Raw genomic sequence first — 25,671 nt, forward strand, 5'->3', positions numbered from 1 at the left:
AGCATCGTTCTCCATCACCCAGTCGACCCTGTCGGCAGCCGCACGCGCGTTAATCCGCCTGCTGCTAAAGCTACCGACCGGTTGCCGGGCCTAGCGCATCGCGGCCCGCCCGGCAGCCTCCCGCCGCATTCCGCCCCACCGGGCCCAGAGACAAATCGCACCAGGAGCAACGATCATGCTGAAGAACCCCGCCGCCAAATACCGTCCCTTCCCTGCCGTCCCGCTGACCGACCGCCAGTGGCCGTCCCGCGCGATCACCCGCCCGCCCGTCTGGATGAGCACCGACCTGCGCGACGGCAACCAGGCACTGATCGAGCCGATGAGCCCGGAGAAGAAGCTGCGCTTCTTCCAAATGCTGGTGAAAGTCGGCATCAAGGAAATCGAAGTCGGCTTCCCGTCCGCCTCGCAGGCCGATTTCGATTTCGTGCGCATGCTGGTCGAAGACAAGCATATTCCCGACGACGTCACCATCATCGTGCTGACCCAGGCGCGCGATGAGCTGATCCGCCGCACGGTGGAATCGGCGGTAGGCGCCAAGCGCGCCATCGTCCACGTCTACAACTCGGTGGCGCCGGTCTTCCGCCGCGTGGTGTTCGGGATGGAACGCGACGAGATCGTGCAGATCGCCGTCAAGGGCACGCAGCTGATCAAGGAACTGGTGGCGCAGCACCCGCAAACCCAGTGGGGCCTGGAATATTCGCCGGAATCCTTCTCGACCACCGAACTCGATTTCTCCAAGCAGATCGTGGATGCCGTGAGCAACGTGTGGCAGCCGACCCCGCAACAACCCATGATCGTCAACCTGCCCTCGACGGTGGAGGCCAGCACGCCCAACGTCTACGCCGACCAGATTGAATGGATGTGCCGCCACCTCGAGCGGCGCGAGTCGCTGGTCATCAGCGTGCACCCGCACAATGACCGCGGCACAGCAGTGGCAGCGGCGGAACTGGCCGTGATGGCGGGCGCGGACCGCGTCGAGGGCTGCCTGTTCGGCAATGGCGAGCGCACAGGTAACGTCGACCTGGTGACGCTGGCCATGAACCTGTATACCCAGGGCATCGACCCGGGCCTGGATTTTTCGGACATCGACGCCGTGCGCCAGCTGGTGGAGGAATGCAACCAGCTGCCGGTGCACCCGCGCCATCCGTATGCGGGCGACCTGGTCTTTACCGCTTTCTCGGGCTCGCACCAGGATGCGATTAAAAAAGGGTTTGCCAAGCAGGACAAGGACGGGATCTGGGAAGTGCCCTACCTGCCGATCGACCCGGCCGACCTGGGCCGCAGCTACGACGCCGTCATCCGCGTCAACAGCCAGTCGGGCAAGGGCGGCATGGCCTACCTGCTGGCGCAGGAATACGGCCTCGAGCTGCCGCGCCGCCTGCAGATCGAATTTTCGCGCGCGGTGCAGCGCATGGCCGACGAAACCGGCCGCGAGATTGCCGCATCGAGTATCCATGCGCTGTTCTCGCAGGAATACCTGGAGCAGGAATCGCCGTTTAACTATGTGTCGCACCGCATGACCGAGGACAGCCAGCACGGCGTGCAGATCGACCTGACCGTTTCGCGCCATGGCGTGGCGCAGGCCTGCCGCGGCGAGGGCAACGGCCCGATCGACGCCTTCGTCAAGGCCCTGGGCCTGGACATCCGCCTGATGGATTACCACGAGCACGCGATCGGCCGCGGCGCCGATGCGCGCGCCGCCTGCTATGTCGAGCTGCGGGTGGGCAGCGGCCAGACCCTGTTCGGGGTCGGCATCGACAGCAATATCCTGACGGCCTCGTTCCGCGCGGTGCTGTCGGCGGTGAACCGCCACCTGGGCATGACGGCGGCGGGCCAGGAAGCCATCGCGGCCTGAAGTGCTGACATGTTGGCAAGGACGAGCGCGGCGGCGTGGCCCGGATGCACAGAAAAGCGTTGCCTGAGCGAAAAATCCGTTGTCGGGTCAAGGTAACTGGGGCAAACTTTCGGCATTGATGCTTTGACGCCGGCCACAACCTTGTCCTTCCCGTCCCTCTTCGCGATCCTGTTCGTCCGCACCCACCTGCCCGGCCGCCGCGCCTTCGGGCAGTGGCTGCCAACGCTCGTCATTGCGCTGGCGGGACTGCTGGGCAGTGGGCCCTTGCAGGCAGCGACATTCGCCTTCGATGGCCGGAACATCGGCGGCTGCAGCCTGGTGGCCAAGGAATACAGCTGCCCCACACCCAGCCTGAACGGCAACGACACGATCTACATCGCCGCCGGCTACACCCTCAAGATCAACGGCAGCTTCAGCTTCGGTTTCAACCAGGGGCTGGTGATGGTCGACACGGCCAGGTTCATTACAACCGGTTCGCTCAGCGTCGCAGAAATGAAAGCGGCCAACCTCGATGTGCTGGGCGGCAGCATCGAGGCCGGCGGGACTTTCTATATGGGCAACCGGGCGCAGACGATCACTGCCGACGTCAAGGCGGGAGGCGTCCAGCTCGGCAGCGCCCGTGTGACGATCAACGGATCGGTGGCCTCGGCGGGCGTGGTCAACATCAGTTCGTCCTCGAAAATCTATGGCGACGTCAGTGGCTCGGTCATCGCCGCCGGGCCATCGGTGACGATCGAAGGAAATGTCACCGCAACCAGTAAATTGACGCTGGGTTCGAGCGCAAAGGTCAACGGAAATGTGGACACGGGCGATCTGCTGCTCCAGGCGTCCGCCGTTACCATCACCGGCAACGCCAGTGTGAATTACGCCACGCTCGAATGGACCGGACGTGTATTGGGCAGGATCACCTGCAAGAACGGCACGGCGAAGGACAAATGCGACTGCGTAACGAACAACAGCGGCTATCTACTCAACAGCACCAATGGCCCGCGCTGCGACAGTCCGCTTCCGAAAGGCCCGCACCACTTCCAGATCACGCACGACGGCGTGGGCGACACCTGCGTGCCGGAGCAGGTCACGGTACTGGCCTGCGCCAACGCCACCTGCACGGCGCCCCACTACACCGCAGGCGTCAGCGGCCAGCTCGGGCCCTTCGGGACGGCGTTTTCCATCCCGGTCAATGCCTCGACCGCCGTGGTGAGCGCCACGCGCATTCCGTCCGGGTCGGTGACGCTTGCCATCCCCAGCGCCAACCCCGCCGCGCTGTGGGCCGACGTGTGCTACAACGACGTCAAGAAAACCACTACCTGCGCCATGGAGTTCCTCGGCGGCTCCAAACTGATCCTCGGCGTGCCCAACCACCTGGCCGGCGACAGTGCCACCCTGACGCTCAGGGCGGTCAAGGCGAACGACACCCAGACCGCCTGCGTCACCGCCTTTTCCAACGTGAGCTATAACCTGCCTTACAGCTGCAGCTACAGCAAACCGTCGACCGGCACCAAACCGCTGACCCTCAACGGCAAGGCGCTGGCCTGCAACGGCGCGCCGACGAGCATCACGACCGATTTCGACGCCAACGGGATGGACGAGCTCACGCTGGTCTATCCGGATGCCGGCGAGGTGGAGCTGAGCGCGACGGCCGACAGCGGCAAGGGCATGACCGCCGCCGGCAGCACCAGCTTCATCGTGGCGCCCAAGTCGATCGAGCTGGTCAAGCCGGCCGCCCCGATCCGCGCGGGCGCGAGCTTCGACCTCACCGTGCAAGCCAGGAATGCCGCCGGCGAGATCACCGCGAACTTCGATACCGCGAAGCTCACCAGCGCCGGCGGCACCAGCCACACGGTCGCGCTGGACATCGATTGCTGGTTCCAGTCAGGCGCGAACGGCGTCCTGAGTACCCCGGCGTTTAGCTTTACGAACGGGGTGGCGACTGCCAGGCCGGCGTGGTCGGAAGCCGGCAAGATCGACCTCAAGGCCAGCGTGGTCAACTTCCTGGGCAGCGAACTCGATCCCGGCGGCAGCACGGACCTGGCTACGACTGGCTGCTCGGGCAACGTGGGGCCCTTCATTCCCGCCTATTTCAAGGTCGCGCAGCCCAGCGGGCGCAAGTCGTATTACTCGGAGGAGCCGCTCGGGCTGGAGGTCTCCGCCATGAACGCGGGGGGCCTGGTCACCGCGAACTATTCGAGCGCACTGGGACTGAGCGAGGCCTTCACGCTGGTGGCGCTCGACAAGGATGGAACCGCGTTCGGCACGCCTGCACCCGGGACGCTGGCGCTTGGTGCGGCCGTCGCCCCGTTGAGCATCCCGGCGACCGCCTTCCAGGGCGGCGTCGCCAAGGTCAACCCCATCTATACGCTCGCCACCTACCCGGCAGCGCCGGCCCAGATCCGCCTGCGCGCCGCCAACGTCCACACCAAAACGCCTGCCGCTTCCTGGGATATCGGCTCCTCGCTGCCGGCGACCGCCGAGGAAGCCAAACCTGTCATCCGCAGCGGGCGCCTGCGCCTGGGCAGCCGCTTCGGGGGCCTGAAAACGCCCCTGACGATCCCGGTGGTGGCCGAATACTGGACCGGCCGCAGCTGGCTGCTCAACGACGAGGACGATTTCACGGTACTGCCGCCGGGCGCGTTTGCGGTGACGCCGAACGTGGCCGGCATGACGGTGTCGAAGACCTTCCCGGCCGCGCCGTACAAGCTGGTCAAGGGCGCGGCCGCGGTGACGCTGCAGGTGAGCGCGGGCGGGCCTGGCTGGGCCGACATCGCGGTCAATCTCAATGCCGCCACCGTCGCGCGCGACACCTCCTGCGTCGTGACCGCTGGCAGCAAGCCGGTAACCAGCGGCGCGGCCGCGCCTTGGCTGCAACCGCTGAATACGCTCTGCCACGCGAGCAACCGTACCGATCCGGCAGGCCGCGCCACCTTCGGCGTCTCCTCGCCGGAACAGCGCCGCATCATCCACGTGCGCGAGGTGTTTAATTGAACGATAGCTTGAAGCGGGCCGGCGGCTTCACGATGGTCGAACTGGTGGTGGTCATGGTCCTGATTGGCGTGATTGCCGCCATCGGCGCGCCGCGTCTGATGGGCGACAACAGCATGGACGCCGCCGCCTTCGGCGACGAAGTGGTGAGCGCGCTGCGCACCGCGCAGAAGTCGGCCGCCGCCAAGCGCCGGGTGGTCTGCGCCACCGTCGGCAAAACGGCGGTCACCCTGAGGATTTCCCCCTCGACCGTCGCCCCCGACTGCACGACGCCGCTGAGCGGCGAGACCTATGCCACCAGCGCCAAGGGGGTGGAGGCGACCGAGCGCGCGCTGTTCTTCCAGCCGAACGGCACAATTACCCTGGATATGGCCGGCACGGCGCCCGCAAGCGGCACGGTCCAGATTCAACTCGGCGCGGCTCCCCGCCGCACGATTCGCTACGAAGGCAGCACCGGCTATGTGCAATATGAATAGCAGGCGCATGGCCGGGGTCACCCTGATCGAGCTGATTGTCGCGATCGTCATCATCAGTGCGGCGCTGGCCGGCCTGGTGGGCGCCTTCACCCAGGCCAACCGCGCCAGCGCCGACCCGATCATCGCGCAGCAGATGCTGGCGATCGGCGAGAGCATGATGGAAGAGGTGCTGCTCAAGCCGTTCATTGACCCGGATGGCGCGCCGCCCGCCATGGTGCGGGCCCAGTTCAACGACGTGCGCGATTTCGATCCGGTCGACGACCTCAACTACGGCTATGCGAGTACCGGCATCAAGGACACCGACGGCGCCGCCGTTCCCGGCCTGGCAAGCTATAACGTCAGCGTGCGCGTGAACGGCGTCGCCCTCGCCAATGTCCCGGCCGGCGACGCCCTGCGCGTGACCGTCACCGTCAGCAACGGCGCCGAGCAGCTGGTGCTGACCGGCTGGAGGACCAGGCCGTGAGGCGCCAGCAGGGTTTCTCGCTGGTCGAGCTGGTGGTGGTGATCGTACTGATCGGCGCCATCGGCGGCATCCTGGCGATGCAGCTGGGGCCGACGATCCAGGGCTACCTGGACGTGGGCCGGCGTGCCGGCCTGACCGATGCGGCCGATACGGCGCTGCGCCGCATCGTCACCGACGTGCGCGCGGCGGTGCCCAATTCGCTCAGGCTGCACAGCGCGCAGTGCCTGGAGCTGGTGCCGACCATCGACGGCGGGCGCTATCGCACCGGGCCGGACGTCTCCAACAGCCGCAGCGGCGACGCCTTCCTCGACTACGACGCCGCCGCCACGCAGTTCGACGTGGTGACGCCGTTTACCAGGGTGCCGGCCGCGGGCGACCTGGTCGTGATCGGCAACCAGAACCCCGCGGATATCTACAGTGGAACCAACGTCTCCAGCATCCAGACGGTGACGACCCGTCAGCCGGAGGCGGCGGACGCGTGGATGGGCCCGCATCGGCTTGCCGTCACGCCGGCGCTGCGGATCCCGTTCGGGTATGAAGGCGGCCGCTTCGTGGTCGTGCCAGGTGCGCAGCAGGCGGTGAGCTATGTCTGCGACCTCAATAGCGCCACCCTGTCGCGCGTCGCACGGCCGCTCTCTGTTGCCGGCATTGGGGCGGCCTGCCCTTCGACAGCGGGGGCCGCGGTGGTGGCCCGGCGGGTCTCGCGCTGCGAATTCACCTTCAATCCCAACCAGGGAGCCACCCAGCAGAGCGGCTTCATCCAGCTGCAGCTGACGCTCACCGACGGCGGCGAGTCGGTGCCGCTGACGATCGGCGCCCATGTGAGCAACGTGCCATGAGCGGTGCCATGAACAAGCGCCGGCGCCAGTCCGGCTTTGCCTATATCGCGGCGGTCGTCCTGCTGATCGTCGTGGCGGGCGTGTGCACCGCGCTCTTGCGGCTGTCGGGGACCCAGCAGGCCACCGTCAGCCAGGGGCTGATGGGCGCGCGCGCTACCCTGGCCGCGCGCGGCGGCGTCGAGTGGGGATTCCATCGCCTGAACAACGGCGTCTGCAACGCCACGCCGCAGATACTGACCGACTTCATCGCCACCAGCGGCTTCACGGTCGCCGTGAGCTGCACCCCCTGGACCTTTACCGAGGGCGAAACGCGCGATGCAGGCGGCAATCTCATCGTCAAGACCATCTTCACGATCAACGCGGTGGCCTGCAACGCCGCCGCCTGCGACACGTCGGATCCGGCCATCGTCTCGCGGCCCGACTATGTCGAGCGGCGCCGCGTCGCGTCGCTCTGCCGGGCCGGCGCCAACGCCGACTGCTGAGCGGCGCCCACCAGCCTGAAAACCTGGATTGATGCATCATGGCGTTAACACCATCACGCAAAGGATGCCCGCAATGAACCAGGACACCCGGCAAGTCGCCATCGTCACCGGCGCCTCGCGTGGCATCGGCGCGGCGATCGCGCAGCGGCTGGCCGAAGACGGCTACCGGATCGTCGTGAACTACGCCGCCAACGCCTCCGAGGCGCAGCGCGTCGTCGCCACCCTGCACGCGACCGGGCACACGGCGATCGCCGTGCAGGCCGACGTGTCCAGGGCAGATGAAGTGCGCACGATGTTCGACACCGCCGAGCGCGAGCTGGGCCGGGTGGACGTCCTCGTCAACAACGCGGGCATCCTCAAGACCATGGCGCTGGCCGACACCAGCGACGAGCTGTTCGAGCAGACCTTCGGCGTCAACGTGCAGGGCACCTTCAACACCCTGCGCGAAGCGGCGAAGCGCATGAACGACGGCGGGCGCATCGTGAATTTTTCCACCACCGCGCTGGCGATGAAGCTGCCGGGCTACGCGGTCTACAGCGCCAGCAAGGCCGCGGTGGAAGCACTTGGCGGCGTGTTCGCCAAGGAGCTGCGCGGCCGGCAGATCCGCGTCAACACCGTGGCGCCGGGGCCGGTGGCGACCGAGTTGTTCTTCACCGGGAAGACCCAGGAGCAGGTCGACCATTTCGCCAGGCTGCCGCCGCTCGAGCGGCTGGGGGAACCGGGCGACATCGCGCGCATCGTGTCCTTCCTGGTGAGCGAAGAATCCGGCTGGATCAATGGCCAGGTGCTGCGCGCCAACGGCGGCACCGCTTGAGCGCCTGCCTGCCCTATCGCCTTGCGATCTTCGATTTCGACGGCACCCTGGCCGATTCCTTTCCGTTTTTCGTGAGCGTGTTCAACCAGATCGCCGACCAGCACGGCTTCCGGCGCATCGAGGCCGGCGAGGCGCAAGGCCTGCGCCACCACGACACGCGCGCCATCATGCGCCACGTCGGGATGCCGGCCTGGAAGCTGCCGCTGGCCTCAAACAGCTTCATCCAGCTGATGCGCGAGAACGCGGCGCGCATCCCGCTGTTCGACGGCATTGAAGACGTGCTGCAGTCGCTCGACCGCGCCGGCGTGCGGCTGGCGATCGTGTCCTCGAATTCGGAGCAGAACGTGCGGCTGGTGCTGGGGCCGGCGTTGAGCGCTTTGTTCGCGCACCATGAATGCGGGATGTCGGTGTTTGGGAAGGCGGCGCGCCTGCGCAAGGTGCTGCGGCAGGCGGGCGTGGCGCCGGCGCATGCGCTTTATATCGGCGACCAGGGGCTCGATGCGGAGGCGGCGCGCAAGGCCGGGGTGGACTTTGGGGCGGTCAGCTGGGGGTATGCGCCGATCGAGGCGTTGCGGCGGGTGGGGCCGGAGCGCGAGTTTGATACGCCGGGTGATTTGCTGGGGATCGTGCGTGGCTGATCCTCGGGCGGTTGAACGCATGGGCAAGAAACTTGCCCACGCTACGATTCTTGGCGACTCACGGTAGACCTCTTTCTAGCCCTTCACGCACACCACCTGCTTGAGCGTGTGCACCACTTCAACCAGCTCGCGCTGGGCGTGCATGACGGCGTCGATGTCCTTGTAGGCCATCGGGATCTCGTCGATCACGCCTTCGTCCTTGCGGCACTCCACGCCTTCGGTGGCGCGTTCGGCGTCCGCCTTGGTGAAGCGGCGCTTGGCTTCGGTACGGCTCATCACCCTCCCGGCGCCGTGGCTGCAGCTGTTGAAGCTTTCGGGATTGCCCTTGCCGCGCACGATGAAACTTTTCGCGCCCATCGAGCCCGGAATGATGCCCAGCTCGCCGTCGCGCGCCGACACCGCGCCCTTGCGGGTCAGGAGCACATCCTTGCCGAAGTGGCGCTCCTTCTGCACGTAGTTATGGTGGCAGTTCACCGCTTCCACGTGCGTCTCGAAGGGCTTGGTGATGACGCTGCGCACCGCGCGGATCGCGTTCTCCATCATCACTTCGCGGTTGATGCGCGCGAATTTCTGCGCCCAGCCCACGGCCTCGACGTAATCGTCGTAATGCTGGGTGCCTTCCTTCAGGTAGGCCAGGTCCTGGTCGGGCAGATTGACCTGGTGGCGCCGCATGTCCTGGCGCGCCAGCTCGATGAAATGGGTGCCGATGGCATTGCCCACGCCGCGCGAGCCCGAGTGCAGCATGATCCAGACGGCGCCTTCTTCGTCCAGGCAAACCTCGACGAAATGGTTGCCGCTGCCGAGGGTGCCCAAGTGCTTGTAATTGTTGGTGCCGCGCAGCTTTGGGTATGTGCGGCAGATCTCGTCGAACTCCGCCCTGAGCTTGGCCCAGCCCGCATCGACCACGGGCGGCGGATTGTTCCAGGAACCGACGTCGCGGCTGCCCTTGTGGTTGCGGGTCTTGGGCGACATGCCATGGGGCACCGCCTGCTCGATGGCGCTGCGCAGCTTGGCCAGATTGTCCGGCAGGTCGTTTGCGCGCAGCGTGGTCTTGGCCGCCATCATGCCGCAGCCGATGTCCACGCCCACCGCGGCCGGGATCACGGCGCCCAGGGTCGGGATCACGCTGCCGATGGTCGAGCCCTTGCCGACGTGGATGTCGGGCATGACGGCCACGTGGTGGAACAGGAAAGGCATCTGCGCCAGTTTTTGCAGCTGTTCTTTTGCCTCCGCCTCGACCGGGACGCCCTGGGTCCACATCTTGACCGGCTTGCCGCCCTTGGTCGCGAGCAGTTCAATATCGTCGTTTTTCATGCTGCCTATGATCGCGCAAATCGGTAATCCGGGGAGTCGCCTTGAATCCGTATCGATTCTGTTGCAGATCAACAAGATCTCCGGCAGGAGGTCAAGACTGGAGGATATTTCGATTTAGAAAGGACGACCATGCGGACTCCGGACAGTGTTCTCACCATCTTCGCCAGTCTTCTCGCGGTTCCGTGTGCGGCGCAGGAAGCAGGCGTACCGGCAACCGATGCGCCGGCAGCGGGCGCCGCGGAAGCGAGGTTTGTCACCTGGGACAACGACAGCTGGTTCAAGACCGACCGCCATTACACCAACGGCATCCAGTTCAGCTCGCGCTCCACGGAAGACGCCCGCGGCGACTTCACGCGGCGCTGGACCGGCGCCGCCTGCCGCTGGCTCGGCTGCGGCGATGCGCGCTTCCTGTTCAGCCAGCACAGCGTCGGCCAGCTGATGTACACACCCAGCGACATCACCATCCCCGTCCCGCAGCCCTTCGACCGGCCGTATGCCGGCCTGCTGTATGTCGAGCGCTCGTGGCTGTTCATCGACCAGGATGAGCACGCGATCACGACCCTGGGCGCCCAGGCCGGCGTAACGGGCAAGCTGTCGCTGGCCGAACCTGCCCAAAAACTGTTCCATCGCATCTTCGACCGCCCGCAACCGCAGGGCTGGGACCACCAGGTCGGCACTACCCTGGCGGTGCTGGTGTCGGCCGAACGGCGCTCGGCCTGGCCCAGCCTGTCTGGCGCGGTGCTGGGCGACGTCCGCCTGCACACGGCCGGCCACTGGCGCCTGGCCGTCGGCAACCTCATGAGCTATGCGGCCGGCGGCGTGACTTTCACGCTGGGCAAGAACCTGCCGCCCGTGTCGCCGGCGCCGCCAGGCATCGTCAACCGGGCCGCCCCGGTGGACATGGCCTGCCGCGTGCGTTGGATCCAGTGCACGGTGACGCTGGGCGCCGAGGTACGCGGCATTGCCTACAACATGTTTCTACAGGGCCGGCCATGGCGCGACGATCCGGAAGTACGGCCACGGCGCTGGGTGGGCGACCTCACCGCCGGGCTGCGGATGGATTTTCCCACTACCCGCGGCAGCGATCACGGCCCCTGGTTCGCGCAGTTGCGCGTCACCCGCCGTAGCGCCGAGTTCCGGGCGCCGGTGAACGTCCCGCGCCATACGATTGGTTCGCTGACCCTAGGTGCGGATTTCTGAGGGGATACGCGAGAGCGCAGGCGGTTGCGCCTGCCTCCCGGCGCTTCTATACTCCGTCAGGCGATGCATTCCTGCATCACTGACTACGGAACCTCCATGCGCCTTCCCATTTTCTTGCTTGCACCGTTGCTCCTCACCGGCTGCGTCAACGACTCGGCCAGCTACCGGATCGACAGCAACGACCACGCGCTGACCGTGCGCGTGGTGCAGGATTATTTCTGGAGCAAGCAAGGCAGCATGACGCTAACCGCCGCGCGGCTGCCCGACTGCCAGCGCATGATCGACCTGGGCCAGGTGGCCTTGTCCGGCCTGGAGATCGAACTGTTCGCCAGCGGCCCGAACATCTATACCCTGCGCTCGGGCAACGACACCTGGCAGGTCGACACCGGCGCCTGCGCCGAGCTCGAAGCCCCCGAAGCGAATGCCGTGACCGGCCAGGCGCTGGGCGTGTTCCATCTCGATGCCGACAAGAAGCTGGTGTTCGAAGCGGCCGAAGCGGCCTCGTAAAGTCAACCGGACGTCGCGGAACCATCCACGCGTCCTGCGTGCGTTGGCTCGTCCGATGCGGCATCAGGGGCGCAGCCAGCCGCGTCCGATCGGCACCGCCAGCACGCGGCGGTACAGGTTTTCCGTGAAGGGCAGCCATTGCGCACAGGCGGCACGTACCGCCGGCGCGTACACCAGCAGCGCCATCGCAGCCGACATTACCAAGGCGCCTGCCATGTCCTTCGGCCAATGCACGCCGAGATAAACGCGCGACCAGGCCACCACCAGTGCCAGCGGCAGGAGTAGCAGGCCGAGGCGATGCGCCAGGCTGGCGCGGCTGAAGACCAGCACCAGCGCCACCGAGAACATGCTGGTGGCATGGTCGCTCGGGAAGGAGCTGTCGGGATCGTGCAGCAGGAAGGTGTGGCCGATCTCGGCGACGAAGGGACGCGGGCTGTACCAGAACTGGCCGATCAGGCCGTTGAGCATGAGCGCGCACACCGCGGCGACCAGGGCGCGCAGCGCCACTTCGCGCCCGCCGCCGCCGCCGCCCGTCCATAACAGCACCAGCGCCAGCGGCATCAGGAAGATCAGCCATTGGGCCGCGAACACGGCGCCCAGCAATTGCCAGCCAGCCAAACTGGCCTGCGCATTCAGAAGGGAAAACAGGGCGAGGTTGAGGTGCTCGAGCATGGTGGTCGTCAAAACGATAAAATATTGACAATATTTTACTAGCTTAGCTCAGCAATACCCGCGCACATTTCGATAAATGCAACACAGTGTGACAAGGAAGTAACGATCTCACCGCTACTGCCCCATCTCAACGGCGACCCTGGATCTTGCGCAGCTGGGCGAGCTCCACCTCGCGCCCGGCTTTCTCGAGCACGCTTTCGAGCAGGGAGCGGTCGCCTTCCCGCAGCATGGTCCATTGGGTGAAATATTCATGCACGGTGCGCCACGGCGGGAAACCCGGCGGCATGCTGCGCCATGTGGCGCCCGTGTGGAGAAAGAAGAGCACTGCGCAGAACACGTCGTAGAGGTCGTGCTTGCGCGGGCGGGTCTTGCGGCGTGCCGCTTCCAGCACGCCACGCACGGGCTCGAACCCTTCGCGAGAAATATCGCTGGGATAAGCGGGACGTTCCATGGCACTCCCCCAAATTTACTTGGAGGCGCCGGATCCGGAACAGGTTCCAAGGCAGCCCCGGCTTTCAGGAAGCCGGGAATCAAATCAGCGCGTTTTTAGTCGCGAGCCAGGGCTAAAAACTCAGTGCGCAGCCCCAGGTTCGGCTGCAGCTCGCCCAGCATGGCCGAGGTGATGGTTTCTTCGCCGATGGCGCGGATGCCGCGGCTTTCCATGCACAGGTGGCGGCATTTGATGACGACGCCGACCGCCTTCGGTTCCAGCACTTCCATCAGCGCATTGGCGATCTGAATCGTCATGCGTTCCTGCACCTGCAGGCGCTTGGAGAAAATATCCACCAAGCGGGTCAGCTTGGACAGGCCGACGATCTTCCCGTTCGGCAGGTAGCCGACGGTGGCCTTGCCGAAGAAAGGCGCCAGGTGGTGTTCGCAATGGCTGTACACCGGGATATTGCGCACGACGATGAGCTCGTTGTATTCCTCGGCGCCGTCCTCGAAGGCCTTGAGCACTTCGACCGGATCCTGGTCGTAGCCCGAAGTCCAGTGTTTCCATGCCTTCGCCACGCGGGCAGGCGTCTCGTGCAGGCCCGGACGGTCCGGATTCTCGCCCAGGCTGGAGAGCAGGCGGCGCCAGTCGTGTTCGGTGAATGCTTCTTTGTCGGACATGGTGAACCCTGTGAAATTCGAATTGCCGCAAGTATATAGAAAATGCGCCTGGGGTTCCGGGCGCTGCCGGTTTCTTGAGCAAGGTTAATCTACCTGCGCCACGGCCGGCGTAGCGTGGACAGTGGTTCCAGCCTCGGGAGATCACCATGTTCGGCAGCACGGTCCTTGAAGTCGCCATCGGCCTGACGTTTTGCTACGGCACGCTGGCACTGGTCGTCAGTACATTGCAGGAAGCCCTGGCGGCGGCCTTCAGCCTGCGCGCCAACATGCTGCTCGCCGCCATCAAGCGCATGCTCGACGACCCGCGCTGCGAGGCGCTGGCGCAAAGCCTGTACGACCATCCGCTGGTCAATCCGCACGGTAGTTCGACTGCCCGGCGGCCATTATCCGTGCGGCTAGCGCGCCCCGGGCCATCCTACATCGAACCCGCGCATTTCGCGATTGCGCTGCTCGATTCGCTGCGCACCAGCCCGGCCATCCCGCTGCAGGCGGCGATCGAAGCCCTGCCCGACGAGCAGCTGCGGCGCGTGCTGCTGGCGCTGTACCGCCATTCGGGCGGCGACCTGGCGCGCTTCCAGGAGGGCATCGCCGGCTGGTTCAACAGCGCGATGGAGCGCCTGTCCGGCGTCTACAAGCGGCGCCAGCTGCTGATCTCCTTTTTACTCGCCATGCTGCTCACGATCATGCTCAACATCGACAGCATCCACCTGTTCCAGACCCTGTGGCAGAACCCGGCACTGGCCGCGCAGATCAAGGCCGCCCCGGCTGGACTCGACCATGAAGCGCTGCGCCAGATGTGGGCCCTGCCGGTCGGCTGGACCAGCTTCCCGCCGACGCTCAACAGCGCGTTTGCCCTGCAAGTGGCCGGCTGGCTGATCACGGCCGGCACCACCTTGTTCGGCGCCCCGTTCTGGTTCGACCTGCTGCAGCGCGCCGTACAGCTGCGCAGCACCGGCGCCAAGCCGCAGGCCCAGGCTGCGCGCACCACGCAAGACGACGCGGTGGTGCAGCCTTAGCGGTGTGGTGGGCGGTGCGAGTCCACCAGCACGCTCGACACCGACATGTGCGGCACCCGTTCGGGCCATTCGTCGTCCGGCCCGAACCAGCGCGCTTCCGCGATTTCGGTGGCGTCGACGCGGATCTCGCCATCCAGGTAATCGGCCGTAAAGGCCAGCATCAGCGAATGCGGGAAAGGCCAGGACTGGCTGGCGAAATACTGCAAGTTCTGCACCCGCAGCCCCACCTCTTCGAACACTTCGCGGTGGATCGCTTCTTCCACCGATTCGCCCGCCTCGAGAAAACCGGCGAGCGGCACGAAGCGCTTGGTGGGCGAAGCCAGGTGCATCGCCAGCAGCACGCTGTCGCCCTTGCGGATCAGGACCATCATCGCCGGCGAGATGCGCGGATAGGCCATGTGGCCGCAGGCGGCGCACTTGAAGCAGCGTTCGCCGGCCGCAATCTCGGTGCCCTTGCCGCAGGCCCCGCAGTAGCGGTGGGTACGCGCCCATTCGGCCACCTGAACGGCGCGCGCGGCCAGTCCCACCAGCTCTTCATTCATGTCGGCGAACAGCGAGCGCAGGCCGCGGAAGGCAAAGCCCGGCGGCGGCACCGGTTCGCTGTCGAACCACCCGGTCTCGCAATAGCGCTCGCCATACAGGCCGAGCGGCTGCAGGCGGGTACGGTCGACGTCGAGGGAGTCCAGCAACGCGCCATCGGGCAGCGACAGGTCGCTTTCGCGCACCAGCAGGCGCCCGCCGTGGAACAGGAAACTCAGGGGCGCGGGGTCGGGACGTGGGGCGAACAGGGGCGTGAAGGAAGGGGGCGTCTGGAGCATGGTCGGTATCCGGGCAGGTCGATCCCCTGATGATACCGCCAATCCCGGGCCTGTTCCCGGGCCTGCCTCAGCTTGGCGGGATTACTTGAGCAGCCGGGTGCGGCTTGCCACAAGGGCGATGACCACCGACAGGCCGCCGACATAGCCGATGGCGGCCTGCATGCCGACGAAGTGGGCGACGGCGCCGATCACCGGAGGTCCCATCAGGCTGCCGCTATAGGCCATGCTGGCCACCGCCGCCAGGGCCATCGGGCCTTGCGCGCCGGCTGCGCTGAACACGAAGGGGAAGAGCAGCGACAGCCCCAGGCCCGCGACCGCGAACCCGCCCAGGGCGACATAGGCGTCTGGCGCCACCACCGCGAAGAACAGGCCGGCCGCCGAGACCATCGCACCAGTGAAGACCAGGCGCTGGGCGCCGAAGCGGGCCTTGAGCTTGTCGCCGACCAGGCGCGCCAGCAGCATCATGACCGAGAAGGCCGACAGGGCCAGCGGCGCCAGGCCGTCCGAGGCGCCGAAATGCTCTTTCAGGAAGACGCCGCTCCAGTCGGCAATACTGCCTTCCGACATCGAGCCCAGGAAGCCGAGCAGGCCCAGCAGCGCCAGCGGACCGCGCGGCAGCGCGAACGACTTCTTCTCCACCTGCTCGACGCTGTCCTCAAGCGGCATCATGCCGAAGGCGAACCACAGCACCACGGCCAGGGGACCGGCCAGCATCAGGAAGTGGGTCGCCGGGGCGATCTTCATGCTGGCCATCAGGCTGCCGAGGGTGGCGCCGGCCAGGCCGCCGGCGCAGCCGATACCGTGCAACATCGACAGTTCCGACTTGCCGGTCTGCTTTTCACGCCTGGTCGCGGCCGAGTTGATGGCGACGTCGAAGGTGCTGGCGGTAATGCCCAGCATCAGCACCGCCAGCATCAGGCGCGGCACGGTCGGCGCCATGCCGATCGACACCAGCACGCCCAAGAGGGCCATGCCAGAGACGAGCAGCGACTTGCGGGCGCCGAAGCGGGCCATCAGGAAGGACGAGACCGGGTAGGACAGGACAGCGCCCAGGCCGCCGCACAGCAGCACCATCGACAGCGCCGAATGCGACACCTGGACCCGTTCGGCCAGCGCCGGGATGCGGCCGGCCCACGAGCCCATGATCAGGCCGAACAGCGCGAACAGGGTCGGCAGTGCGTATTGCTGAATTTGCGCGAGGGAGAAAGAAGAACGCGAGACGGAAGCAGTGGTGTGCATCGATTGAATTGTTAAATTTTGGAGGAAATAAAAAGCTGCTAACGGGCTTTGAAATGCAAACGCCAACCGAAAAAGTTGGCGTACGTGAGCTGACAGACGGCAATTTTACCGACCGGCAAAATTTTATGTTTGCCGTGCGGAAAAAAATTTTAAATCGTTGTTGTGTGTCGACGCAAAGAAGACAACTTGCTTGCAGCGGCGCTAAGAATCTGAAAATTTCGCAATGAAATGGTGCGAATAGAGGGGAGTTGATGCGTAGTACTGCTGAGTTTACGAAATTCGTTTGCGTGCATCCGGATAAGCAGGATGCCGAAAAATGGAAGATCTGGAGGCCGGCCTTGCGTTGTTGATCAGCGTGTTGGACCTGAAACCGATGCCAGAACGACAGCTGGATGCGTTCGGGTGTCGCCGTCAGCCACGATCTTCCCAAATACTTCAATTGTGAAATAATTCGTCGGCGAATGCACCGAACTCCAGGCCTATTCCATGGCTTGATCGACAACCGGCGGCCCCGGCCGCTCGCCAATCTGCTGGCGCCACATGGCGTAGTACAAGCCCTTTTGCGCCACCAGCTCGTCGTGCGAGCCGGTTTCGACCACCCGCCCCTTCTCCAGCACGAAGATCGACTCCGCATGCATGATGGTCGAAAGGCGGTGCGCGATCAGGATCGTGATCTGGCTGGCCCGTGCCGAAATCTGGCGCACGGTATTGGTGATCTGCTCTTCGGTCAGCGAATCGAGCGCCGACGTCGCCTCGTCGAAAATCAGGAGCCGCGGCTCGCGCACGAGGGCGCGGGCGATCGACAGGCGCTGCTTTTCGCCGCCCGACAGCTTCATGCCGCGCTCGCCGATGACGGTGTCCAGTCCCTCGGGGGATGTGAGCAGCAGGTTGGCGCACGAAGCCTGCTCCATCGCGCGCACGATCTGGGCATCGGTCGCATCGGGCTTCACGAACTGCAGGTTCTCGCGCAGCGTGCCGGCGAACAGATTGGTTTCCTGCGTAACAAAGCCGATCTGCCGCCGCGCTTCGTTGTAGCGCAGGTCTTCGGTCGAGATCTCGTTATAGAACACCTTGCCGCGGGCCGGCGTGTACAGCCCGACCAGCAGTTTCACCAAGGTCGATTTGCCCGAGCCCGAGGGCCCGACGAAAGCCACGGTCTGGCCCAGCGCGGCGCTGAACGAGATGTCCACCAGCGAATCTTCCTGCGCGCCCTTATGGCGAAAGCCCACGTCGGCAAAGCGGATCTGCTCGAGCGGCCCGATCTCGACGAACTCTTCCGGCCGGCGCTCGATCGGCTTGTCCATCAGCGCGCGGAAGTTCAGCAGCGACGCCTCGACCTCGCGGTGCGCCAGGATGATGTTGCCCAGCTCCTGCAAGGGCGCGAAAATCGCCACCGAGATGAACTGCATGGCGATCAGCTCGCCCGTGGAGAGCACGTCGCGGAAGATCAGCCACAGCAGCGCAAACAGGATCGCCAGTTTCAAGAGGCTCAGGGTACTGCCCTGCAAGAACGAGAGCAGGCGGATGCGTTTGACCTTCTCCATCTCGAGCGCGAAGATGCTGTCGGTCTGCGCCTTGAGCCTGCGGATTTCCGTGAAGGTCAGGCCCAGGCTCTTGATCAGCTCGATGTTGCGCAGCGACTCGGTGATGAAGCCGGAATTGCGGTTGGTCTCGCGCACGATCGAGCGCTGCTGGGTCTTGATCTCGCGGCTGAGCATGCCGGTCAGGCCGCCCAGCACCAGCACGCCGACCAGGAAGACCGGCACCAGCAGCCAGTGCTTGTTCACCGCATACCAGATCAGAAACGAGACCCCGACCAGCGAGGCAAACACGGTATTGATGAAGGTATTGATGAAGCGCTCGCTGTCGGCGCGCACCTTCTGCAGCAGCGACAGCGTCTCGCCGCTGCGCAGGTCTTCGAATTCCTGGTATTTCAGGCGCAGCACATGGCGCAGGCCGTCGTTGAAGATCGCCACGCCCAGCTTTTGCACCACCAGCCGCGTCACGTATTCCTGCACCGCCTTGGCCAGGCGCGACAGGAGCGCCACCACGACGGCGATGCCCAGCAGGCGCAGCACGCCCCGGACCAGTTGCTCGTCCGTTTTGGTGCCGGGGTTGAGGGCGTACTCGTCGATGATCTTCCCGAAGATGATCGGGTCGACCAGGCTGAGCACCTGCGACAAGCCCGCCAACAGGAGCGCCAGCCCGGCAAGGCGCCAGTGGGGGCGTAGGTAGCTCCAGAGAATGTGCATGTTGGCATCGTATCAATCCATCCGCAGGAAGCGCGCACGGCCCGCCGCGCGCTGCGGATGACGTAACGCGTTGCCGTAATCCATGCAAAAACAGTAAAGTGGATGTATTTGCCACACACTAGGGCCTGGGTCGATGCTCCTGTTGCTGCTCCTGCTCCCCTTCGGCGCAGCCCTGGTTGCCGCGTGCATGCCGGGCGACTCGCGCGACCGTCCCGCGGCAGTCGCCGGCATCGCCACCCTGGCCGCCCTGCTGCTGGTCACCTCCCGGTTCGGGGGCATCGCGGCGGGCGAGGTGCCGCTGGAGCGTTTCGCCTGGCTGCCGGAGTTCGGGCTCGACATCATCCTGCGCATGGATGGCCTGGCCTGGGTGTTCAGTATCATGGTGCTGGGCATCGGCCTGCTGGTGCTGCTGTATGCGCGCTACTACATGTCGCGGCGCGACCCGGTACCGCGCTTCTACGCCTACATCATGGCCTTCATGGGCGCGATGCTCGGGGTGGTGTTGTCGGGGAACCTGATCCAGCTGGTGGTGTTCTGGGAGCTGACCAGCGTCACGTCTTTCCTGCTGATCGGCTACTGGCAGGAACGCAACGATGCGCGGCGCGGCGCGCGCATGGCCTTTACCGTCACCACCGTCGGCGGCCTGTGCCTGCTGGCCGGCGTGCTGCTGCTCGGGCATATCGCCGGCAGCTACGAGCTGCAGACGGTGCTGGGGGCGGGCAACCTGATCCGGGCGCACGACTGGTACGTTCCTACCCTGGTGCTGGTGCTGCTGGGCACGCTGACCAAGAGCGCGCAATTCCCCTTCCACTTCTGGCTGCCGCACGCGATGGCCGCGCCCACGCCGGTGTCCGCCTACCTGCACTCGGCCACTATGGTCAAGGCCGGCGTCTTCCTCCTGATCCGCCTTTGGCCGGCCCTGGCCGGCACCGAGGAATGGTTCTGGATCCTGGGCTCGGCCGGCGTCTGCACCCTGCTGCTGGGTTCATTCTTCGCAATCTTCCAGCACGACATGAAGGGCCTGCTGGCCTATTCCACCATCAGCCACCTGGGCCTGATCACGGTCTTGCTGAGCATCGGCACGCCGCTGTCGGTGGTGGCCGCCATCTTCCACACCATGAACCACGCCGTGTTCAAGGCTTCGCTGTTCATGGCGGTGGGCATCGTCGACCACGAATCGGGCACGCGCGACATGCGCATGCTGCGCGGCCTGCGGCGCGCCATGCCGCATACGGCGGCCCTCGCGATTGTTGCCAGCGCCGCCATGGCCGGCGTACCCTTGATGAACGGCTTCCTGTCGAAAGAGATGTTCTTTGCCGAGACCATGATCGTGGGCGGCACCGAGAACTGGTGGATGTCGGTGGTGGCCGTGCTCATGGGCCTGTTCAGCGTGGTGTATTCGCTGCGCTTCATCAGCGTGTTCTTCGGGCCGCTGGCGCGCGACCTGCCAAGCGAGCCGCACGAGCCGGCGCGCTGGATGCGGGTGCCGATCGAATGCCTGGTATTGCTGTGCATTGCGGTGGGCGTGATGCCCGAGCGCGTGGTGGGCGACGTGCTGGCGGTGGCTGCCTCCTCGGTGCTCGGTCCCACCATGCCGGCCTACGACCTGGCCATCTGGCATGGCGTCAACCTGCCCCTGCTCATGAGCCTGGTGGCGCTGGGCGGCGGCGTGCTGTGCTACCTGTTGCTGCGCTACCGCTTCGAACTGGCCCAGCGCGACCGGGTGCCGCTGCTGCATCGCCTGAAGGGCGCGCAGCTGTATGAAAGCACCTTGCTCGGGCTGTCGCAGGGCGCGGCCTGGCTGATCCGCGTGGCCGGCACGCGCCGGCTGCAGCCGCAGCTGCTGGTGCTGATGAGCGCCTTCGTGGCGGTGCCGCTGCTGCTGGCGCAGCCCCTCGGCCCGTGGCCGATGCCGACCTTCGAGAAGGCCCACCCGCTGTTCGCGCTGCTCTGGCTGATCGGCGCCGGCTGCGCACTGGCCGCGGCCTGGAAAGCGAAATACCACCGGCTGGCGGCGCTGGCGCTGGTCGGCGCCACCGGCCTGGCCACCAGCATCACCTTCCTGTGGCTGTCGGCGCCGGACCTGGCGCTGACCCAGCTGATGGTCGAAACCGTCACCACGGTGCTGATCCTGCTCGGGCTGCGCTGGCTGCCGCCGCGCTTCGCGCCTGCGCACCTGGCCGGGCAGGCGCCGCGCGGCACCCTCCCGCGCCGTGGGCGCGACGCGTTTGTGGCGGTGGCCGGCGGGCTGGCAATGGCAGCGGTGAGCTATGCGGTGCTCAAGCAACCAAGCGTGCCGAGCATCCGCGACTTCTTCGTGCTGCGCGCGCTGCCGGAAGGCGGCGGCGCGAATGTGGTCAACGTGCTGCTGGTGGACTTCCGCGGCTTCGACACGCTGGGCGAGATCACCGTGCTGTCGGCTGTGGCGCTGACGGTGTATGCGCTGCTGCGGCGCTTCCGTCCGGCGCTCGAGAGCATCGCCATCCCGCTGCAGCAGGCCAGCGACGTCGACCCGGCCATCGGCCAGAAGCCGGCGCAGCAGGCGCGCGAAGGCTATTTGATGATCCAGGCGGTCTACCTGCGCTTCTTGCTGCCGGTGATGGGGGTGATCGCCGTGTACTTCTTCATGCGCGGCCACAACCTGCCGGGCGGCGGCTTTGTTGCGGGCCTGATCTTCGCCACCGCCCTCATCGTGCAGTACATGGTGGCCGGCACCGACTGGGTCGAATCGCACCTGCGCCTGCGCCCGCACCAGTGGATCGGCTGGGGCCTGATATGCGCCTGCGCCACCGGCCTGGGCGCCTGGCTGTTCGGCTACCCTTTTCTCACCAGCCACACGGCCCACGTGGTGCTGCCGCTGCTGGGCGAGTTGCACCTGCCCTCGGCCTTCGTGTTCGACCTCGGCGTGTTCTTCGTGGTGGTCGGCACCACCATGCTGATCCTGGTGGCGCTGGCCCACCAGTCGCTGCGCAGCCGCCGCATGCCGCCCGGTGCCAGCGTGAGCCGCAGCGCAGCGCTGGCGGCAATCCCCCCCACCAAGGAGATCCGTTAGATGGAAACCGTCATCGCCCTTGGCATCGGCATCGTGTTCGGCTCGGGCATCTGGCTGATCCTGCGCCCGCGCAGCTTCCAGGTGCTGATCGGGCTGATGCTGATGTCCTATGCCGTCAACCTGTTCATCTTCGCCATGGGACGGCTGACGGTGGACCGTCCGCCCTTGACCCCTGCCGGCATGGTGCCTGACCCGGCAGCGCTGGCCGACCCGGTACCGCAGGCGCTGGTGCTCACCGCGATCGTCATCGGTTTCGCCACCACCGCGCTCTACCTGGTCGTAATGATCGGCGCGCGCGGCCTGACCGGCACCGACCACGTGGACGGCGAGGAGCCCGAAGCATGAGTCTTGACTGGACCGCCCACCTGGTGATCGTCCCGGTCCTGCTGCCGCTGCTGTGCGGCGCGCTGCTAGCGGCGATCAAGCAGGGCCGGCATCGCCTGAAGTTCGCGCTGTCCTATGCATCGGCCGTGGGCTTGCTGGCCAATGCCCTGGCCTTGGGCGCGCTGGCCGACGGCAGCTGGCGGGACGGCATCGGCGTCTATTTCGCCGCCAACTGGGCCGCGCCCTTCGGCATCGCGCTGGTGGCCGACCGCCTGGCCGCCGCCATGCTGGTACTCACCGCGGTGGTGGCACTCAGCGCCCTGCATTACGCCCAGCCGCGCTGGAGCCGCATCGGCGTGCATTTCCATTCGCTGTTCCAGTTCCTGCTCATGGGGATCAACGGCGCTTTCCTGACCCACGACCTGTTCAACCTGTTCGTGTTCTTCGAGGTGATGCTGGCCGCCTCGTATGGGCTGGTGCTGCACGGGTATAACGCGGAGCGCCTGCGCGCCAGCCTGCAGTACATCGCGGTGAACCTGGTCGCAGCCCTGTTCTTCCTGGTGGGCACCGCGCTGGTCTACGCGACCACCGGCACCCTGAACATGGCCGACATGGCGGGACGCATCGGCGCGCTGGCCGTGGGCGACACCGGGCTCCTGAAAGTGGGCATCGCGGTGCTGGCGCTGGCCTTCCTGGCCAAGGGCGCCATGTGGCCGCTGGGCTTCTGGCTGCCCACCACGTATTCGGCCGCCTCGCCGCCGGTGGCGGCCATGCTGGTCCTGATGACCAAGGTCGGCGCCTATGTCGTGCTGCGGATCTGGCTGCTGGCCTTCCCGGAAGGCGCGGGCGAGATGGCGCGCTACGGCTACGCTGCCTTGCTGTGGGGCGGCATGGCGACCATCGTGTTCGGCACGGCCGGCATGCTGGCCACCGATACCGCCGGGCGCCTGGCCGGCTATGCGGCGATCGTCTCGTCCGGCACCTTGCTGGCCGTGATCGGCTATGGCCAGGCCTCGCTCGTGACCGCCGGCCTGTATTACTTCTTCGCCTCGACGGTGGCCCTGGCCGCCTTCGTCCTGTTGATCGAGCTGGTCGACCGCATCCGCACGCCGGCCGCGGCCCTGCTGGCGCTGACGGCCGAAGCCTATGCGGTCGAGGACAGCCCGGCCGAGCCGAAGGGCAAGGGCGTGCCCGCCGCCATGGCTTTCCTGTCGCTGGCTTTCGCGGCCTGTGCACTCACCATTGCCGGCCTGCCGCCGCTGTCGGGCTTCGTCGCCAAGTTCGGCATGTTCCATGCCCTGCTCAACCCGGGACCAGACGCGCCGGCGATCGCCGCTGGCGGCTGGACCTTGATGGCGCTGGTGTTCGCCTCCGGGCTGGTCGCCATCGTGTCGCTGATGCGCTTCGGCGTGCGCACCTTCTGGGCCACGGACGCGGTCGGCCCGCCGCGCCTGCACACGGCGGAAGTCATGCCGGTGGCGGCGCTGCTGCTCGTCTCGGTGCTGCTCACGGTGCAGGCCCAGCCCGTGTTCGACTACCTTGGACGCGCAAGCGCCGGCATCCACCGGCCCGGCCTCTACATCGACCGCGTATTGAGCACACCCCCTGTCGGTACGCCGCCGGTGCCCGGCCCGGCGCATCCCGCGGAGGCGCCATGACGCCCTGGCTGCCCTTCCCCTTCGTGTCGCTGGCGCTGTGCGCCCTGTGGCTGCTGCTGAACCAGTCGTTTGACGCGGCCAACCTGCTGTTCGGCGCGGCGCTGGGCATCGCCGTGCCGCTACTGTCGCGCCGCCTGCAGCCGCTGGGCTACCCCCGCCTGCGCGCGCCGCTTACTTTTATCCGCCTGATGGGATTCGCGCTGGTGGAGATTGTCCGCTCCTGCTTCAACGTCTGCCACATCATCCTGTTCAGGGATCATCGCGGCGTGAACTCGCAGTTCATCCGCGTGCCCTTGACCATGCGCGATCCCTACGGCCTGGCGATGCTGTCCTGCCTCATCAACATGACGCCCGGTACCGTCTGGGTCGAGATCTTCCCCGAGCGCCACGAGCTGGCCCTGCACGTGTTCGACCTGCACGACGAAGGCTGGTGGGTGGACACGATCAAGACGCGCTACGAGCGGCCCTTGATCGACATTTTCGAAACGGAGAACGGCAATGGAAACCCTGCTTGAGTATGCGATCGGCTACGCCATGGTGTGCGTGCTGGCGGCGATGGCCTTGTGCGCGGTGCGCCTCTTGATCGGCCCCTCGGCCCACGACCGGGTACTCGCACTGGACACGCTCTGGATGTGCGGCATGCTGCTGGCCATCGTGCTTGGGATCCGCTTCGGCACCCAGGCCTATTTCGAGGTGGCGATCCTGATCGCGCTGGTGGGCTTCGTGTCGACGGTCGCGATGGCGAAGTTCCTGATGCGCGGGGAGATCATCGAATGACCGGCATCGAGCATCTTCCCGGGTGGGCGGCGCTGCCGGTGGCGCTGCTCTTGGTGCTGGGCGCGACCATCATCCTGGTCGGCGCGCTTGGCCTGCTGCGCCTGCGCACCTTCTACCAGCGCATCCATGGGCCGGCCCTCACGGTGACGCTGGGCGCCGGCTGCCTGTTGCTGGCCTCCATGATCTACTTCACGGTGGCGCAGTCGCGGCTGGTGATCCACGAGATCATCATCTCGGTCTTCCTGGTCATGACGGCGCCGGTGGTGGCGATGACGATCATGCGGGCGGCGGTGTACCGCGATTTGCGGGCGCGCAGGCATGAGGCGGGGGCGACGGCGGGCGATGTGTACCGCATCGCCAATGGGACGCAGAGCAACCCACCTGGCGGTCGCCCTGGCTGAGCGGGCCTGGCCATCGACCAATAAAAAAGCGGAGCTAAACCACTAGCTCCGCCTGATCGACGCTGTCGTTCCAAGAAGCTTAGAACGGGATGTCGTCATCCATATCCGAGAAGTTCGGAGCCGGCTTCGGTTGCGGACGCGCGGCCGGTGCCGGAGGCGCCTGGCGTGGGGCCGGACGCTGTTGCTGTTGCTGCGGCTCGTAGCCGCCGCCGTCATCCATGCCGCCGCCCATGTTGTCGCCGCCCATGCCCTGGCGACCGCCCAGCATTTGCATGTTTTCGGCGATGACGTCGGTTGCGTAGCGCTCGATGCCGTCCTTGTCGGTGTACTTGCGGGTCTGCAGGCGGCCTTCGACGTAGACCGACGAGCCCTTTTTCAGGTACTGGCCGACGATTTCAGCCAGGCGGCCGAAGAAGGAAATGCGGTGCCACTCGGTCAGCTCTTTCTGCTCGCCGGTGTTCTTGTCCTTTGACTTGTACGACGTTGCGACCGCGATGTTGGCGATCGCATCGCCACTCGGCATGTAGCGGATTTCCGGGTCGCGGCCGAGGTTGCCAACGATGATGACCTTGTTAACTGATGCCATGTTGTTACTCCAATCAATTTTGTAGAGCCCTGACTCTGCGTGCTTCTAAGCGTCAGGGAACGGGGTGTTGCATTCAACTATTATGAGGCCGTTGGGCGTCTAACTCAACGTCCATTTTCGCGCTGCGGCCACGTGCCGGACGGCTTGCGCCCAGCCGTACAAAGCGTCGCATCCTTGCCGAAAAAGCCACTTGACG

The 25,671-nt window shown here is 66.0% G+C and carries 25 protein-coding genes and 1 pseudogene; 18 read left to right on the forward strand and 8 right to left on the reverse strand.

What is annotated here, in order from left to right; all coding sequences use genetic code 11:
- Positions 1-175 precede the first annotated feature (175 nt).
- From leuA to AC56K1_RS20480, 8 genes are all read left to right on the forward strand, one after another.
- A complete protein-coding gene (gene leuA / locus AC56K1_RS20445) occupies positions 176-1,855 on the forward strand; it encodes a 2-isopropylmalate synthase (RefSeq protein ID WP_497159625.1) in 1,680 nt (559 codons plus the stop codon).
- A 123-nt stretch (positions 1,856-1,978) separates the two neighbouring features.
- On the forward strand, positions 1,979-4,837 hold the full coding sequence (locus tag AC56K1_RS20450; RefSeq protein WP_497159626.1) for a DUF6701 domain-containing protein: 2,859 nt from the start codon (positions 1,979-1,981) through the stop codon (positions 4,835-4,837).
- Positions 4,834-5,310 carry a prepilin-type N-terminal cleavage/methylation domain-containing protein gene (locus AC56K1_RS20455; RefSeq protein ID WP_497159627.1) on the forward strand — a complete coding sequence of 159 codons (477 nt, stop codon included), beginning with the start codon at positions 4,834-4,836 and terminating at the stop codon, positions 5,308-5,310. The genes AC56K1_RS20450 and AC56K1_RS20455 overlap by 4 nt, the downstream gene beginning before the upstream one ends.
- A 7-nt stretch (positions 5,311-5,317) precedes the next feature.
- Entirely contained in the window at positions 5,318-5,773 is a 456-nt protein-coding gene (locus AC56K1_RS20460; protein WP_497159628.1) for a type IV pilus modification PilV family protein, read from the forward strand.
- Positions 5,770-6,612, forward strand: coding sequence for a prepilin-type N-terminal cleavage/methylation domain-containing protein (locus AC56K1_RS20465; protein WP_497159629.1), 843 nt, complete (start codon positions 5,770-5,772; stop codon positions 6,610-6,612). The genes AC56K1_RS20460 and AC56K1_RS20465 overlap by 4 nt, the downstream gene beginning before the upstream one ends.
- 8 nt (positions 6,613-6,620) lie before the next feature.
- On the forward strand, positions 6,621-7,094 hold the full coding sequence (locus AC56K1_RS20470) for a hypothetical protein (protein ID WP_497159630.1): 474 nt from the start codon (positions 6,621-6,623) through the stop codon (positions 7,092-7,094).
- Between the two features lie 73 nt (positions 7,095-7,167).
- Entirely contained in the window at positions 7,168-7,908 is a 741-nt protein-coding gene (locus AC56K1_RS20475; RefSeq protein WP_497159631.1) for an SDR family oxidoreductase, read from the forward strand.
- Positions 7,905-8,546: an HAD hydrolase-like protein gene (locus AC56K1_RS20480; RefSeq protein WP_497159632.1), complete on the forward strand. Its 642-nt coding sequence runs from the start codon at positions 7,905-7,907 to the stop codon at positions 8,544-8,546. The genes AC56K1_RS20475 and AC56K1_RS20480 overlap by 4 nt, the downstream gene beginning before the upstream one ends.
- 75 nt (positions 8,547-8,621) lie before the next feature.
- Here AC56K1_RS20480 and AC56K1_RS20485 read toward each other — a convergent pair whose 3' ends face one another.
- On the reverse strand, positions 8,622-9,860 hold the full coding sequence (locus tag AC56K1_RS20485; RefSeq protein WP_497159633.1) for an RtcB family protein: 1,239 nt from the start codon (positions 9,858-9,860) through the stop codon (positions 8,622-8,624).
- A gap of 129 nt (positions 9,861-9,989) precedes the next feature.
- On the opposite strand from AC56K1_RS20485, the gene AC56K1_RS20490 reads away from it, so the two are divergent.
- Together AC56K1_RS20490 and AC56K1_RS20495 are read left to right on the forward strand one after the other, a co-directional pair.
- Positions 9,990-11,060, forward strand: a complete 1,071-nt coding sequence (locus AC56K1_RS20490; protein WP_497159634.1) for a lipid A deacylase LpxR family protein — start codon at positions 9,990-9,992, stop codon at positions 11,058-11,060.
- A 96-nt stretch (positions 11,061-11,156) separates the two neighbouring features.
- A complete protein-coding gene (locus AC56K1_RS20495; protein ID WP_497159635.1) occupies positions 11,157-11,567 on the forward strand; it encodes a hypothetical protein in 411 nt (136 codons plus the stop codon).
- 63 nt (positions 11,568-11,630) lie between these two features.
- On the opposite strand, the gene AC56K1_RS20500 is transcribed toward AC56K1_RS20495, so the two are convergent.
- The 3 genes and pseudogenes from AC56K1_RS20500 to folE form a co-directional block, all read right to left on the reverse strand.
- Positions 11,631-12,239, reverse strand: a complete 609-nt coding sequence (locus tag AC56K1_RS20500) for a phosphatase PAP2 family protein (RefSeq protein ID WP_497159636.1) — start codon at positions 12,237-12,239, stop codon at positions 11,631-11,633.
- Between the two features lie 128 nt (positions 12,240-12,367).
- Positions 12,368-12,690: pseudogene (locus tag AC56K1_RS20505) on the reverse strand (transposase); the annotation flags it as partial.
- Positions 12,691-12,785: 95 nt separating this feature from the next.
- A complete protein-coding gene (folE, locus tag AC56K1_RS20510; protein WP_489876014.1) occupies positions 12,786-13,352 on the reverse strand; it encodes a GTP cyclohydrolase I FolE in 567 nt (188 codons plus the stop codon).
- Positions 13,353-13,498: 146 nt separating this feature from the next.
- On the opposite strand from folE, the gene AC56K1_RS20515 reads away from it, so the two are divergent.
- Positions 13,499-14,368: a hypothetical protein gene (locus AC56K1_RS20515; protein ID WP_497159637.1), complete on the forward strand. Its 870-nt coding sequence runs from the start codon at positions 13,499-13,501 to the stop codon at positions 14,366-14,368.
- Here AC56K1_RS20515 and nudC read toward each other — a convergent pair.
- Entirely contained in the window at positions 14,365-15,186 is an 822-nt protein-coding gene (gene nudC, locus AC56K1_RS20520; protein WP_497159638.1) for an NAD(+) diphosphatase, read from the reverse strand. The genes AC56K1_RS20515 and nudC overlap by 4 nt on opposite strands.
- 81 nt (positions 15,187-15,267) lie before the next feature.
- Positions 15,268-16,425: an MFS transporter gene (locus tag AC56K1_RS20525; RefSeq protein WP_497159639.1), complete on the reverse strand. Its 1,158-nt coding sequence runs from the start codon at positions 16,423-16,425 to the stop codon at positions 15,268-15,270.
- Positions 16,426-16,478: 53 nt separating this feature from the next.
- On the opposite strand from AC56K1_RS20525, the gene AC56K1_RS20530 reads away from it, so the two are divergent.
- Complete coding sequence (locus tag AC56K1_RS20530) at positions 16,479-16,652, forward strand: hypothetical protein (protein WP_497159640.1); 174 nt, start codon at positions 16,479-16,481, stop codon at positions 16,650-16,652.
- A 252-nt stretch (positions 16,653-16,904) separates the two neighbouring features.
- Here AC56K1_RS20530 and AC56K1_RS20535 read toward each other — a convergent pair whose 3' ends face one another.
- Complete coding sequence (locus AC56K1_RS20535) at positions 16,905-18,677, reverse strand: ABC transporter ATP-binding protein (RefSeq protein ID WP_497159641.1); 1,773 nt, start codon at positions 18,675-18,677, stop codon at positions 16,905-16,907.
- A gap of 133 nt (positions 18,678-18,810) precedes the next feature.
- Between AC56K1_RS20535 and AC56K1_RS20540 the strand changes: the two genes are divergently transcribed.
- Genes AC56K1_RS20540 through mnhG form a run of 6 tightly spaced genes read left to right on the forward strand, consistent with a single transcriptional unit; the run spans position 18,811 to position 24,889 of the window.
- Entirely contained in the window at positions 18,811-21,729 is a 2,919-nt protein-coding gene (locus AC56K1_RS20540; protein WP_497159642.1) for a monovalent cation/H+ antiporter subunit A, read from the forward strand.
- The gene (locus AC56K1_RS20545) at positions 21,730-22,074 is read left to right on the forward strand and encodes a Na+/H+ antiporter subunit C (RefSeq protein WP_497159643.1); all 345 of its coding nucleotides are present in this window, start codon (positions 21,730-21,732) and stop codon (positions 22,072-22,074) included.
- Positions 22,071-23,711, forward strand: a complete 1,641-nt coding sequence (locus AC56K1_RS20550) for a monovalent cation/H+ antiporter subunit D (protein ID WP_497159644.1) — start codon at positions 22,071-22,073, stop codon at positions 23,709-23,711. The genes AC56K1_RS20545 and AC56K1_RS20550 overlap by 4 nt, the downstream gene beginning before the upstream one ends.
- Positions 23,708-24,226 carry a Na+/H+ antiporter subunit E gene (locus AC56K1_RS20555; protein ID WP_497159645.1) on the forward strand — a complete coding sequence of 173 codons (519 nt, stop codon included), beginning with the start codon at positions 23,708-23,710 and terminating at the stop codon, positions 24,224-24,226. Before AC56K1_RS20550 ends, AC56K1_RS20555 begins: the two co-directional genes overlap by 4 nt.
- Positions 24,210-24,488 (forward strand): K+/H+ antiporter subunit F, encoded by a 279-nt coding sequence (locus tag AC56K1_RS20560; RefSeq protein WP_497129127.1) that lies wholly within the window; start codon positions 24,210-24,212, stop codon positions 24,486-24,488. Before AC56K1_RS20555 ends, AC56K1_RS20560 begins: the two co-directional genes overlap by 17 nt.
- A complete protein-coding gene (gene mnhG / locus AC56K1_RS20565; protein WP_497159646.1) occupies positions 24,485-24,889 on the forward strand; it encodes a monovalent cation/H(+) antiporter subunit G in 405 nt (134 codons plus the stop codon). Before AC56K1_RS20560 ends, mnhG begins: the two co-directional genes overlap by 4 nt.
- Before the next feature lie 79 nt (positions 24,890-24,968).
- Here mnhG and ssb read toward each other — a convergent pair whose 3' ends face one another.
- Positions 24,969-25,475 (reverse strand): single-stranded DNA-binding protein, encoded by a 507-nt coding sequence (gene ssb / locus AC56K1_RS20570; protein WP_497159647.1) that lies wholly within the window; start codon positions 25,473-25,475, stop codon positions 24,969-24,971.
- Between the last annotated feature and the right edge of the window lie 196 nt (positions 25,476-25,671).

It is taken from the genome of Telluria sp. ZB4P37, from assembly GCF_059685855.1.

What these genes read in the sequence shown, in the direction of transcription:
- leuA (WP_497159625.1), top strand. Translation starts at nt 176, where the DNA reads ATGCTGAAGAACCCCGCCGCCAAATACCGTCCCTTCCCTGCCGTCCCG.
- AC56K1_RS20460 (WP_497159628.1), top strand. Translation starts at nt 5,318, where the DNA reads ATGGCCGGGGTCACCCTGATCGAGCTGATTGTCGCGATCGTCATCATC.
- AC56K1_RS20470 (WP_497159630.1), top strand. Translation starts at nt 6,621, where the DNA reads ATGAACAAGCGCCGGCGCCAGTCCGGCTTTGCCTATATCGCGGCGGTC.
- AC56K1_RS20475 (WP_497159631.1), top strand. Translation starts at nt 7,168, where the DNA reads ATGAACCAGGACACCCGGCAAGTCGCCATCGTCACCGGCGCCTCGCGT.
- AC56K1_RS20485 (WP_497159633.1), bottom strand. Translation starts at nt 9,860, where the DNA reads ATGAAAAACGACGATATTGAACTGCTCGCGACCAAGGGCGGCAAGCCG.
- AC56K1_RS20490 (WP_497159634.1), top strand. Translation starts at nt 9,990, where the DNA reads ATGCGGACTCCGGACAGTGTTCTCACCATCTTCGCCAGTCTTCTCGCG.
- AC56K1_RS20495 (WP_497159635.1), top strand. Translation starts at nt 11,157, where the DNA reads ATGCGCCTTCCCATTTTCTTGCTTGCACCGTTGCTCCTCACCGGCTGC.
- AC56K1_RS20500 (WP_497159636.1), bottom strand. Translation starts at nt 12,239, where the DNA reads ATGCTCGAGCACCTCAACCTCGCCCTGTTTTCCCTTCTGAATGCGCAG.
- folE (WP_489876014.1), bottom strand. Translation starts at nt 13,352, where the DNA reads ATGTCCGACAAAGAAGCATTCACCGAACACGACTGGCGCCGCCTGCTC.
- AC56K1_RS20515 (WP_497159637.1), top strand. Translation starts at nt 13,499, where the DNA reads ATGTTCGGCAGCACGGTCCTTGAAGTCGCCATCGGCCTGACGTTTTGC.
- nudC (WP_497159638.1), bottom strand. Translation starts at nt 15,186, where the DNA reads ATGCTCCAGACGCCCCCTTCCTTCACGCCCCTGTTCGCCCCACGTCCC.
- AC56K1_RS20525 (WP_497159639.1), bottom strand. Translation starts at nt 16,425, where the DNA reads ATGCACACCACTGCTTCCGTCTCGCGTTCTTCTTTCTCCCTCGCGCAA.
- AC56K1_RS20530 (WP_497159640.1), top strand. Translation starts at nt 16,479, where the DNA reads ATGCAAACGCCAACCGAAAAAGTTGGCGTACGTGAGCTGACAGACGGC.
- AC56K1_RS20535 (WP_497159641.1), bottom strand. Translation starts at nt 18,677, where the DNA reads ATGCACATTCTCTGGAGCTACCTACGCCCCCACTGGCGCCTTGCCGGG.
- AC56K1_RS20540 (WP_497159642.1), top strand. Translation starts at nt 18,811, where the DNA reads ATGCTCCTGTTGCTGCTCCTGCTCCCCTTCGGCGCAGCCCTGGTTGCC.
- AC56K1_RS20545 (WP_497159643.1), top strand. Translation starts at nt 21,730, where the DNA reads ATGGAAACCGTCATCGCCCTTGGCATCGGCATCGTGTTCGGCTCGGGC.
- AC56K1_RS20550 (WP_497159644.1), top strand. Translation starts at nt 22,071, where the DNA reads ATGAGTCTTGACTGGACCGCCCACCTGGTGATCGTCCCGGTCCTGCTG.
- AC56K1_RS20555 (WP_497159645.1), top strand. Translation starts at nt 23,708, where the DNA reads ATGACGCCCTGGCTGCCCTTCCCCTTCGTGTCGCTGGCGCTGTGCGCC.
- AC56K1_RS20560 (WP_497129127.1), top strand. Translation starts at nt 24,210, where the DNA reads ATGGAAACCCTGCTTGAGTATGCGATCGGCTACGCCATGGTGTGCGTG.
- mnhG (WP_497159646.1), top strand. Translation starts at nt 24,485, where the DNA reads ATGACCGGCATCGAGCATCTTCCCGGGTGGGCGGCGCTGCCGGTGGCG.
- ssb (WP_497159647.1), bottom strand. Translation starts at nt 25,475, where the DNA reads ATGGCATCAGTTAACAAGGTCATCATCGTTGGCAACCTCGGCCGCGAC.